This window comes from Pelotomaculum isophthalicicum JI (assembly GCF_029478095.1).
Classification (GTDB): domain Bacteria; phylum Bacillota; class Desulfotomaculia; order Desulfotomaculales; family Pelotomaculaceae; genus Pelotomaculum_D; species Pelotomaculum_D isophthalicicum.
Map to the genome: position 1 here is coordinate 23,159 of NZ_JAKOAV010000035.1, position 13,264 is coordinate 36,422.

A 13,264-nucleotide genomic window follows, 5' to 3' on the forward strand; every position below is an offset into this window, starting at 1 on the left:
TAGAAATGGTATACGGAAATCAAGAAAAATCCGTACCCAGTACATTAAACAATACAGCGGATCAGACGATGTATACAATGGCAATGCAGTCCAGCACAGACCAATCGTGGTATAACACATTAGTAGGTCCATCCGCCACGAACGGGGTTAACAATGAACAATATTCCGCCTGGTCTGATACAGATGAAATAGTATCACCCCAGACCGGTGACCTAACGATCAAACAAACAGACATTAAACTCCCGGGCAGAAACGGCCTGGACTTAAATATCAGCAGGATTTACCAGAGTAATCAAGCATTATGGGGGGATAGACGATTAGCAGGAGACGGCACCGGATACAATGATTATTCAACATATTATCAGAACAGGTACGACCTCGGTTTGGGCTGGGCTTTCGGGTTTCCGTCCGTCCAGGTGGAACAGCAGGGTTGGAGAAAAGAACTTTACTATCATACCGGTGATGGGAGCATATACCACGTTAATTTTTCCGCCGGAACGTACAGCAACCTGGAGAACTATTACGCTAAAGACGCAAAGTTTGATAACGATACCGGCTTTTCCAACGGACAGGTTACATCCCAGTATTCTTTTACCACGGCCGACCAGACTAAAAGGTATTTTGCCGCAGACGGCCGTCTACTGGGCGTTGTAGACCGCTTTGGAAACCAAATTACATTCAAACATACAGAAAAGCCTGTAGCCAACTACGCCCCTAACAATGACTTTGAATATCCGGAGTATTTGGGTGTTTGGTCAACCGAAGGGAGATCTTATCTTCAGTCGCCATTTTACTATGATCAGACATTTGGCAAAGATGATAACACTTCATTGAAGTACCAAGGTAGCGGAGAAAAAAGTGCATTTTCAAGCTACATACCAGTATTACCAAATACCAAATACTATCTAAGCGGGTATATGAATAATCAATTTACAAGGGGTTGGGCTCAGCTTGCGTATCGTGTATATGATTGGAATTATGACCTTATTCAATATGGTGCTACTAGCCCCAGTAACCAAAATATATGGGAGCAATTAGCTACGCAAACAATTGAAACCAATTCAGACGCAAGATATGTTCAAATAGAATTCTGTACTTTTAATTTACCAAACGGCACTGTAAGCGGCACATCATGGTTGGATAAAGTAAGATTTGACCGGGCTTGGCCGTTGATTTCCGAAATTACCGACAGCATCGGGCGAAAAGTGACTTTCACATATAACGATACGCTTTATCAAGACGATAACACTTACAGTGCGGGAACAATTACCGTTAATGTTGCTGATCCCTCGGCGACAAATAACTATACCTTAACCTATGACAAGAGCCGTGGAGAAACCGCGTATCATTGGGTTTCATATGACCAATATGGATATCTAGTAGGATGGAACGAACAGAGGAGATACCCGATACTTATATCATATTATAATGGAGAATTGTACAATTTGTATGGATATACAACTCCACTCGAATATTTTGATTATCATGATTCATATAAAAACGATAATTCCGGCAGTATGTATCGATCTTTATTATACTGTATGGAACTGAGGGGTTCTGAAACAAGATATGATTATCAAATGACAACAAAATGGTTGGGGGATTATGGGTTTTACGAAACCCATAGAATTTCCAACAGATTTGAAAAAAATTACTACGATAGTGATTATTATTATATTGGTTACCAAGGTAATTATTATCACCGTTCCTATTCATATAGCGGAAACTATAACGGAACTGTATACGATAATGAAACAGGGTATCCTAATAACCTGTTCAAAAATCCAAATTACTATTTTACCAGCACCATGCAGCAGGACAATGGCTTGACTATTAAAGAGACATACAAAGGTAATGAGACATATAAAGGCCAATTGAAGTATAAAGAGGAGAAATACAACAACTCCAGCGGGGATAAAGAGTTCACCTACTGTGATGAATACGATCCTAATTTTCTGGATAACGTCACCAAGATTAGAATAGAGCAATATAACGCCAATAACAACGTCAATATACTATACCAGGGATACACATATAACGACTGGGGCGGTATGGCTTCAGAAACAACTCTGCTGACATCGGAGCAGTGGAGCGACGCTACCGTTAAAAGCCAACATACCACCAGCTATACTTATGATCCGACCTATAAGTTTCTGACGTCAAAAAGTTATTACCTGAAGCCCGGGTTAATGTTGACCGAGTCGATTAACTATGACACTCTGGGGCGCATTATTTCCACAACCGACACCAAGGGTGAGACCACCGATTACCAGTATGGGGACACAAACCATCCGGGTAATTTCACCAGAGTAAACGTCCGTTACAGTGACGGTCGGAACAGCGCAACCGATTATAACTATTCCGGTGCTTATTTTGCCTTTCCCACAACCGTCACAAATTACTACACAGAGGAAGGAGTCCAGAAAACCAGCACAACCCAAAAAAGTTATGAATTTATCTGGGGCAACGTGGCCAGTGAAACAGATGCTCTTGGCAATGTATCCAGTTACAGCTACGATACACAAGGAAGGATCAAAAAAATAACCCACCCGGCATCAACAGGTCAAAGCGGAAATTATGTGGTGGAGGATAACTTTGACTATGCCAGGTATGTAGAGGAAACTTTCTTTGGAGGACAGAGGCTCCTTAGAGTTAGAAGCTATAAGACTAATAATGGCTCCACATTCTCAGATACCTATAACTATTATGATGATCACGGTAAAATGCTTTTATCTAAGTATTATGATTACGAATCCACTTATTGGATCCCCACGGTATATGGATATAACGATTACGGACAGTTAAGCTCACTAAGAGTTATTGGCAATGTGACAAACTATTTGAGCGACGAATGGGGCCGGTTGCAGAAAGTTACCGACCCACAGGGGAATTATTATAACTTTGATTACGATATAATCAACCGTACCAAGACCACCACATTTGTTCCTGTAGACACTGGCGTAGCCGAAAACCATTACATTGAAACAAGCGACCAGTGGGGCCGGACAATATCTAGAAAAGGCTTTCCCGACGGGCCGAGCGGGCCCACTGTGGTTGAAGAAAAGTACGAGTATGACTCTGAAGGCAACCTAACCAGACAAACAGACGCCAATAACAATATCACATTATATGGTTATGACGCTTTGAACAGACTAAACAAGGTTACCAACGCCCTAGGTGAGACTACTGACTATGATTATGACCGACTGGGGGATCTTACCTGGATTAAACAATATCAGGGTACAAGCACCTTTTCCACAGTGAAACAGTATAGCGAAAGAGGCGCATTGGTGTCCAAACAGCCCCCGGCGGGGCAGCCCACCACCTGCAAATATAACGCCAACGGTTTGCCAAAAGAGGTAATAGACGCCTCCGGTAAAAGTACGACCATGCAATATTATCAAGACAATAAACTCGCCGAGAGAAGGGCTAACCATGACCGTATAAATTACTACTACAGCCCCCTGGGAGGTGTGGAGAAATACCAGCCCGTAAACGACACTACCGGAAACGGTGAGGCGTTAACCTATGATTATTATTACGGCACCGGACTTGTCAAACATAGAACAATTAGCGGTTATGTCGTTGGCTTCATTTATGATGATTTTGGGAACAAACGAAATGATTTCTATCCTTCTGGTTTTGGTACGTATTACAGTTATGATAATTTGAACAGGTTAACAAGTGTTTACGATTTAAATACTGGAAAATCCTTCACCTACGAATACTACGGCGACGGGATGGTCAAGGCGGTCAACTATCCCCAGTTGGCCAACGGGTCAATCATCCGCACCGAATATACTTACGACAACATCAATCGGCTAAAGACCATGAAAAACTTGGTTGGTGGACAAGTTGTCACACAATATAGCTACGGTTACGACAGCAACGGCAATATTACCTCGGCAACTGAAAACGGCCAGACTACAAATTACACTTACGATGCCTTAAACCGGCTTACCGGGGTACAAAGACCGGACGGTACAACCATCAGTTATCAGTATGACACCAGGGGTAACAGGATATCATCAAGCAATAATATGTCGAATACGGTTATTCCCAGAATATTAAGCTATAACAATTGGGATCAGTTGGCCACATTTACCTCCAGCGGAACTGCGTATAACTACTACTATGATCCTGAAGGATTGAGGTGTAAAAAGGTTACCCTTTCTGGTACTACGAGATACCATTATGATAACGCAGGCAGAGTTATCGCTGAGTCAAATGAAAGCGGTGCCTTCACAGCAGAGACAATCTGGGGAGACAAGGCACTGGCACGTAAAGTAAGCGGTAACTATTGCTACTACTTGTACAACGGTCACGGAGACGTAACCCAGGTTATAGACCAAAACGGGAATGTAGTCGACAGCTACACTTATGACGAGTGGGGAAATATAACTTCCAAGCAGGAACAGTTGCCGCAGCCGCTTAAGTATGCAGGAGAGTATTACGACGACGAGAGTGGGCTGTACTACCTGAGGGCAAGATATTACGATCCAAGTGTTGGAAGATTTATATCTCAGGATTCAGTTGAAGGGAGCATTACCAATCCTCTGAGTTTGAATCTTTATACCTATGTAAGAAATACTCCGGTGATTTATGTTGATCCGAGTGGTTGTTATCTAGTAGGGCTAAGAGAGTGGATTACAAATCATGAAGGAGAGGTAGAGTGGGATGCTGAAAGCAGATCAGCTGTAACATATTTAGAGCGAGATGGCCGACGATATACTTATCAATATTATATTGACGATTATATTGTTGAAGATGACCATATAATGGTTGATGATGCCCAACTTTTGCGTGAATATAATCTTGATGGTTCTGTTGATGTAATTGGTCCTACTGATGAAGAAATATTGCAATTTGCACAGGAGATGGTTTTTACCGGTGGTTTAGGTACGTTGGAAAGACGGGGGGTTGGTTCACTAGCTGGGAAGGCTGCAGGTAGAGCTTTAACTACTCCTGCCCGTCTTGTACAAGAAGGTCAAACTGCTGTTATTGGGAAAATGAGTGATTTGAATGCACCTGGTGCAATAGGTAGTGCCGAATTTAAGGTTGCTGATTATTTACCAGACATGGGAAGTCCAAAAGCAAATTGGGCGCAGAATTCTGGTATCCTTAGAAGTATAATGAAAGTAGGAAACCCTATTAAGGATGTATCGCCTTATCCCATGAAGAACGCAGGTTTCTTGGGAGCAGAAAGAAATCTACTTGAATCTAAAGGATGGTTCTATAATAACGGCTACTGGTATGCACCATAGTAAGAAAGAGTGGCGATAATATGGGTAATAGTAAAAATAGGATAATGCTTGGTTTCCAGGATGCGGTTAAAAAGTATTTTGCTTTTCTTGAAGACCAGTATGGGTTTAGGTGTAATTATTCCGATTTGTATATTGTGAAATTCAGTTCTGGTAAAGTTTTTTTAAACATCTATCACGAGAGAATTTCTTATGAAATTTACATTGTAATTGGTATATTACCTGAGAATTATAATAATCAATTGAAAGCAAATTTAAGTGATATTTTAGAAATGTCAGGTATAACAAATGAACGGACATTCTACCAGGCTAGTAATAAAAATGATATTTATGTGGTTATTAAAAAGCTTTCAGATTTGGTAAGGATATATGCAAATGATGCTCTTAATGGTTCTATTGATTACTTCAAAGCAATATTAGAGGAGAGAATACAAAGACAACAAAACAAATTGATTTTACAAGAACTTAAAGTAGCGGAAAAAAAAGCCAATAGCGCATGGGATAGTAAAGACTACAAAAAGGTAGTAGAAATATACTATCGATTTGAAAAATATTTAAGTTTAGTTCAAATTAAGAGATTAGATTATGCTAAGAAAATGATTTCCGAACATATGAAGGATTAATTAAAAAAGTAGAATTAGTGTTATGGCAAAATCTTGTGATCTAACTATTGAGAGTATTTATATCTTAGGATTCTGTAAAAGGGAGATAGCGGATCCGAATATTACAATTTCTAATCTTTACCCGACCGGAGTAATACTTAGCTGGACTGCTGCCACTGATAACGTGGGAGTAGCCAGCTACACAGTATACCGGGACGGCACACTGTTGGGTACTGTAAATGGTACCAGTTATAACGTAACCGATTTGACACCAAACACAAGCTATACCTTCAAAGTTGAGGCAGGTGATATGGCTGGTAATTTCAGCACCAACGGCCCCAGCGTAATGGTGACTACATCATTCTTAGAAGTCGTCAAGCCGTTTAACTGCAATGGTTACAGTTACACGCAAAGCACCAAAACCTTAAAGATCTTCTTCAGCAAACAATCAGCTACCACCAATGAATTTGATGCATATGGGAGCCAGTTTGTAGTTACAAGGCAATATGACAGCTCTAACCCGGCGTTCAGTTACTCCAGAAATACGGGAAGCGGCTACAGTGGTGTTAGTGACAGCAACCTCAACAAGGGCACAACCGTTACCATGACCTTTGATGATGCACTTAGTGCCGATGAGCTTTACGATGTAACAATCAAAGCGGCCACCGTCGCTGACGACGACTTATTGACCCTGGGCAACTATCGGAACAGGAGCGACTTCACCTTTACCTTCAGGACTCCTATTTCGGGGGATACAACCTTCAGTAATACCGTGCCAGTGATCACTTCTACGGTGTTACCTTCAAACGTGGCCTATGAGTCCGACTTCGGTATCATTTTTGACCGGCCAGTTTGCTCCATCAGCGCTGCCACCTTATTGAGTCTGACTGATCCCAATAGCCTGGTGGCAAACTATAAAAAGGGTGGAACAACCGTGGTCTATGACAGCGTCATCGACGCGGGTGCCGTTCCCGGCGCAGAGAACTACAAACCATTTGCTAACACCGCGAACACCTATTTCTTCTTCCCTGAGGCCTCTTCAATTGATGATGATAATACTATCACCTATTGGCGGGATAATTCCACCGGCACCCACAGCTATGCCCTGGACATACCGCCTGTCACCGACATTAGCGGAAATTCCTTTACTCATGCCCAACTCGGCACGATCAGTTTCAGCTCACTTAACAACGACCTCCCCGCCTGGCTGGACAAAAGGCCCACGGTTGATACTCCAACCAGCACCACGCTGACGGTGCACTGGAACGCCAGCGGCATCACCAATTCTAGCGCAATCGAAGCGTATGACGTCTACTATTCCACCAACCAGTGGACGGGCTTTATGAAAATTAATATAAGTGACATCACCGGTACCGCTCCTTTCTCATTCGTGGCCGGGGACACTATGGATAATAGTGCATATGAGCTAAGCCCTTGTACCACTTATTACTTCCGAGTCGTGCCCAAGAATACCACCTACACCCTTGAAGCGGGTTTCTCCGTGGCCGGATCAGGTTTTACGACCTCTTAAAACAATGTGAAATAAGCTGTTATTCTCAGCCCCGGCCGTCAGGCTGGGGTTTTTAAAAGCCTCGGGATTTTTTAATTAAGGAGGCATTTAACCGTTGAACATCTTAAACCTTTCAAACTTTAATGTACAAGGCGTTACAGAAAATGATCTTGATTACTGCATTACGGTGGAGACAGCATCTCCACCGTTTTACTGCCCTCACTGTGGTTCGGTAGTTAAGAATAATCTCACACGTTTTGGGCGAAAAAATCAAATGTTTATGGATCTACCCATGCATGGAAAGCGTGTTGGCATTTTAGTATTACGTCAGCGTTATCGCTGCAACGATTGTAATACAACGTTTTTAGAAGTCCTGCCGGATATGGATGAGAAACGACAGTTAACAAAACGCCTTATTAAATATATAGAAGAACAATCACTTAAACGTACATTCTTGAGTATTTCTGAAGATGTTGGTGTAAATGAAAAAACAGTTAGGAACATTTTCCGAGACTATGTTAATCATCTCGAAAAAACTATACGCTTTGAAACTCCACAGTGGCTTGGTATAGATGAAATTCATATTATTAAACCGCGCTGTGTTATTACCAATATAAAAGAGCAGACAGTTATCAACTTACTACCATCACGTAACAAGGAAACACTTATTCGCTACCTTATGAGCCTTCCAGACCGGGAGAGAATCCAGTATGTTTGTATGGATATGTGGGAGCCATACCGGTCTGCTACAATAGCTGTCCTGCCAAATGCAAAAATAATCGTTGATAAATTTCATATTGTCCGGATGGCCAACCAAAGCCTGGAATATATTCGAAAGAGCGTCAGAGAAAGCTTAACCCCAAACAGCGCCGGATACTGATGCATGACCGGTATATTTTATTAAAAAGGCGCAAGGATCTTACAGGAATGGAGCTTATGAAGCTTGAATCCTGGACACTTAACTATCCGGAACTGGGCATGGCACATGAGTTGAAAGAGTCATTTTATGAGATTTGGGAAATCGAGAACTCTAAAATGGCCAATGAAAAATATCAGGACTGGTTAAAACAGCTTCCTCACACCTTGGGATTGGCTTTTCAGCCACTTGTTACTGCAATAAGTAACTGGCATAAAGAAATATTCGATTATTTTGATCATCCCAGCCGTCTTACTAATGCTTATACGGAGTCGCTTAATAACCTAATCAAGGTAACAAATCGCATTGGCAGGGGGTACTCTTTTGAAGCTCTTCGAGCACGCATTCTTTTTACTGAAGGTTTACATAAGCAGCAAAAGCCGAAATACCCCAAGAGGTCGTTCTTGAGGGATCCCAGTCTCTTGATAAACAATATGCTGTTAAGAGAAGTAATTAATGAGGATAAGATATATCTCCATAAATGTAATTACGGTGTGGACATATCAACATTGATCCGTTATTTGGGAGAAGGCTTATTTTAGGGTAAATCAACACGATAATCCGAATACCCATTTTTAGTAAGTACGGTTTCCAAACCGGTTTTTCCCCTTGAACCCGCCAGTCCTATCGGCGCTTTTTTTGCCACTTCCACCTCTAAAGTATCCTCTCTCTCTTTGACTTGCAATCTTGTTTTTATTTTGTCTTACTCTGAGCGGTCTTTCCTCGGTCAGTATAACAGGGGTCCGGTCGGATTCTTTCGTGAGCGCCTTTAACGCTGCTGCAAGAAGAGTAACTGCATCATTTTCTTTCAGCAAACCCTCTGCCAACCCCTTGTAATTTCCAGTATCCCCATTTTCCACGGCAAGCAGGAGCCTATCAATTGCCTGGCGTTGTTGCCATTCAATCGCCTCTTTTATTGTTGGTATGGGTTTCCGAGTTATTTTCCCTCCGGTCATTTTTTCAATAATTTTTAAGTGATGAATCTCCCTCGGCGTGACAAAAGTAATTGCCTTGCCTGCTTTACCGGCACGGCCGGTACGGCCGATACGGTGGACATAACCTTCCGGGTCCTGGGGGATGTCGAAGTTATATATATGGGTCACATCGCTGATATCCAAGCCCCTGGCGGCAACATCTGTGGCCACAAGCACTTCAACAGTACCTTCCCTGAACCGCCGCATCACAAAATCCCGTTTGGACTGGGCAAGATCTCCGTGGAGAGCTTCGGCCGAATAGCCGCGTTTAATCAATGCCTCAGAAATCTCGTCTACCCTGCGCTTGGTCCGGCCAAAGACAATGGAACGGTCCGGCGACTGGATGTCCATCAATCGGCAGAAAACATCGAATTTTTGTCTCTCTTCGACTTCAATATAGCTTTGTTCAGTGTTTGGGACAGTAACCTGCCTGCCTTCAGTCCTGATCACTTCCGGGCTCCTCATGAACCGCCGGGCCAAGGCTTGGATCGGACCGGGCATTGTCGCGGAAAAAAGCAAGGTCTGGCGCTCCTCGGGAACTTCCGCAAGGATGGTTTCAATATCCTCAATAAAACCCATATTCAGCATTTCGTCAGCTTCATCCAACACTACTGTCCTGACCTGGTTAAGGCGGATTGTTTTTCGACGCATGTGGTCCATGAGACGGCCAGGCGTTCCCACGATAATATGCGGTCTGTTCTTAAGTGCCCTAACTTGACGGGTAATATCCTGACCGCCGTAAATCGGCAGCGTACGGATACCCTTCACCTGCCCGATTTTGTTCAATTCCTCGGCCACTTGTATGGCCAATTCACGGGTAGGGGTTATGACAATCCCCTGGATCGGTTCCCGTTCAACATCGAAGAACTCAATCATAGGGATACCAAAAGCTGCTGTTTTACCTGTCCCGGTGTGGGCTTGACCAATCAGGTCCTTCCCATTTAACCCCATAGGAATAGCCTTCTCTTGTATGGGTGTCGCTTCTTCGAAACCCATATTATTAATAGACCGCATCACCGGCCCGGTCAAACCAAAATCACTAAATGTTGCCAATCTTTTATCTTCCCCTTTACTACTGTAATTTAACTGCTAATATCTTTCAATATACACATATAAGTATACCCATGCTATTTCTTTATCTTTCCGCATAATATTACCTAGCTCAAGGGTCATCTTTTCCAACAACTCATATAAAGAAAGAAGGGATTATCGCTATTCAAAGCAATAACCCCTTGAATTTCACAGCTCTTTATTTTACACTATTTCCGGTTCTTGTGCAATCTTTTTGTTCTGGGTTGAGTCACTAATCATCCAGATATCTATTTCTGTTATTTATAAAATCCTTATAAATTTGATAATAATCCGTTTCTTCATACTCCACTTGCCGCACAGGAATATTATCGAAACTGTATATAACAACTCCGGGAAGCGCAAGTAAAGCTCCTTCCTTCAATAAAACCTTCCGTTCAGCTTCACTTTCCGCCGCATTCCAACCACTACCATCTTAATACGCTTAAGGTTAATAGCCTATCCATTTTCGCCTTTCCAGCAACTTCTTACCGAATACCGCCAGCGTTATTGCAATCCCCTCATATTGAACAGCGATGAATCATATTTTTCAAGTAGCAGAGTAATTCTTTTATCTACTCAACCTTATCGGAACCCAGCTAAAAGGTGGTGGAGATAGCTTGCGAAAAAAAGAATTTTACTTTGTTTTGCTCCTTTTTACGATTATTATTACGGCTAACTGGCTGGTAAGAAAGGACGCTCGTTTGATAGCAATAAGCATCCTTTTTGTTATATTGTACGTGTTGTTTTACGGCACTGAAATTGTAACGGCATATTACCTCTACCTCGCCGACCGCTCATTTAAAAAATGCGATGATTCAAAAGCTGTAAATTATTATTGGAAAGTCCACCAGATTGCCCCAGGAAAAATCACCAGAACAGCATCACTTGCCATCATTAAAAATATCGAGGGGAAATGGGACGAGGCTGAAAAATTATACCGGGAAGTTTTGCGTTTGCGCCCCAACGACATCCGACTGCAATACAACCTGGCTGTCACACTTATAAATAAAGGCTGTTACGATGAGGCTCGTACAATCCTGATACTGCTCACGCACCTTTACCCGCGTCTGTACTATCACCACGCGACCCTCGGCGAGGTCTTAATGCGCCAGGGCCGGTATGAGGAAGCATACCGCCATTTATCCATGGCATTGCGCATAAATTCTAGTGAAACTAACATTAGAAACAAACTGGAGGCAGTAGTCAGCAAACTTAAAGATGAGAGATGAATACTGGAGTAAAATATTTTTTATTTAGAAGCTTTAACTATTTGCAGCAATTCCTTACGATTGGATGTCCCGGATTTTCGTAAAATATTCCGCACGTGAAATTTAACAGTATGACGGGAAATAACTAGCTTTTCAGAAATCTCGCTGTCCGTACATCCATTGTATATCAGTTCATAAACCTTTTTTTCAGTATTTGTAAGGTCATACCAAAAAGCCGGAATTTCCCGGTCCAATTTATCGTCACCGGCTTTCACATCATTGCCGCCGCGATTTTTTTCATCAAAATTATTAAGGGAAACATTCTTATCCTGTTCATATTGTTGTAAAGGCCGGAGGAACCAGATTATTAGGGGATTAATGATGAATAAAAGACAAGCGCCAAATACCGCGGTAGTGGAACTTGACAAGGGACTGGGCAGTAATTGCACGTCTAATGCTATACCCGGCGCTGTTATAAAAAACAAAGACACGCCAAGTCCTAGCCCGAAAACCTTCCGGCAATTCAGCATTTTTGTCAATCCGCGCAGTGTAAGCCAGTAATAGAGATCCGTAGCGCAAAGCCCGGCAATTAGCAACAGCAGTGTGATAATAGTTTCCACGGGACGGTCGAGGCCAATTATAACAGTTGCAAGACCAAGACCTAATAAACTTAACGCTACAGGACCCAGCCATATATAGGAGAATTTTCTGGCGTATAAAGCAAGCGCAAAATAGAAGACCGCATATATAAAAGAATCAAGACCAATAACTTCCGGCCACCGTGAGTAAAAAAGGGGCATAATCACCCTGAACCAAAGTCCCCCGGAAAAGTAAGCGGCCGCTGAAAAAGCAATGACGCTGAGAATGATACCAGTTTTATTTATTCTTCCAGGTTCTTCATTAGTTAAGTTACTTGTGAGATGTTTATTACTAATATTGAGTGCGCCTAATAGCGGCGCCAGTCCGGTAAAAGAAGCAACGATCTTAATAAATGGGTAAGATAAAAAATGTGTAAAACCAGCCAACCCCAGCAGTAGATTAGCTGCCGTCATGGCCAAACCGATTGTTATTACCGGGTTTTCTTCATTTAAAAAAACCGGCACCCAGGCTAACACCAGATAGGCTGAGATAAGACCGAGAATACCACTGATGATATACGGGTTAACAGAGGGAAAAAAAGTCCATATACACGTCAGGGCCCAAATTATCGATCCTGTGAAGGTGACAATTCTTTTTTCACTTGAAATGCTTGGAGGAAGAAAGGCAAAAACAAATAGCCCCAGACCATGACAAAAGGTGAAAACGTGTCCCAGGATGTATGCTTTAGGACCAAATATCTCTTCCAAAAAAGGGCCGTGCATAGGATATGAGAGAATCCAGGTAAAAATAAGGGCAAGCGCTAGGGCATTTAGGATCGAATCAGTTAGCGCTAACTTAATTTTCTGGGAAACTGTCATTGTTATAATCTTTCTTGCTAAATTAATCTTCCGTAAAATATAACATATTTTGTCGAACGAAAAAATCACCCGATCGGGTGTATTTTTTATGTTTTCCGCATGGGGTAGGTAGTTGGGGTAGGTTTTTTTACCTGATATAATAAAAAAGCCGCCCTATCGGGCGGTTCTTCCTTTTCTAGAAGATATCTTCTAAGCTGTTTTGCCATGGCTCTTTAGGACGCATTTCTCCTCCGCATTTTTCGCAGACAAACCTGGGAGGTACCGT

Annotated in this window: 7 protein-coding genes and 1 pseudogene; 5 read left to right on the top strand and 3 right to left on the bottom strand. The window is 42.3% G+C overall.

The annotated features are described in order from the left end of the window. Positions 1–68: 68 nt before the first annotated feature. The 4 genes and pseudogenes from L7E55_RS14795 (at position 69) to L7E55_RS14810 (ending at position 8,831) form a co-directional block, all read left to right on the top strand. Positions 69–5,264 (top strand): RHS repeat-associated core domain-containing protein, encoded by a 5,196-nt coding sequence (locus L7E55_RS14795; protein WP_277445090.1) that lies wholly within the window; start codon positions 69–71, stop codon positions 5,262–5,264. A gap of 20 nt (positions 5,265–5,284) precedes the next feature. After that, positions 5,285–5,884 (top strand): hypothetical protein, encoded by a 600-nt coding sequence (locus L7E55_RS14800; protein ID WP_277445091.1) that lies wholly within the window; start codon positions 5,285–5,287, stop codon positions 5,882–5,884. Positions 5,885–5,906: 22 nt separating this feature from the next. Then, entirely contained in the window at positions 5,907–7,394 is a 1,488-nt protein-coding gene (locus L7E55_RS14805; protein ID WP_277445092.1) for a fibronectin type III domain-containing protein, read from the top strand. 94 nt (positions 7,395–7,488) lie between these two features. Next, positions 7,489–8,831, top strand: a pseudogene (locus L7E55_RS14810) (ISL3 family transposase). Between the two features lie 33 nt (positions 8,832–8,864). Here the strand turns inward: L7E55_RS14810 and cshA are convergent. Both cshA and L7E55_RS14820 read right to left on the bottom strand, forming a co-directional pair. After that, a complete protein-coding gene (cshA, locus tag L7E55_RS14815; protein ID WP_277445093.1) occupies positions 8,865–10,316 on the bottom strand; it encodes a degradosome RNA helicase CshA in 1,452 nt (483 codons plus the stop codon). A gap of 250 nt (positions 10,317–10,566) precedes the next feature. Continuing rightward, a complete protein-coding gene (locus L7E55_RS14820; protein ID WP_277445094.1) occupies positions 10,567–10,716 on the bottom strand; it encodes a hypothetical protein in 150 nt (49 codons plus the stop codon). Between the two features lie 235 nt (positions 10,717–10,951). Between L7E55_RS14820 and L7E55_RS14825 the strand changes: the two genes are divergently transcribed. Then, a complete protein-coding gene (locus tag L7E55_RS14825; protein WP_277445095.1) occupies positions 10,952–11,563 on the top strand; it encodes a tetratricopeptide repeat protein in 612 nt (203 codons plus the stop codon). Between the two features lie 20 nt (positions 11,564–11,583). On the opposite strand, the gene L7E55_RS14830 is transcribed toward L7E55_RS14825, so the two are convergent. Beyond that, positions 11,584–12,645: a helix-turn-helix domain-containing protein gene (locus L7E55_RS14830; RefSeq protein ID WP_277445096.1), complete on the bottom strand. Its 1,062-nt coding sequence runs from the start codon at positions 12,643–12,645 to the stop codon at positions 11,584–11,586. Between the last annotated feature and the right edge of the window lie 619 nt (positions 12,646–13,264).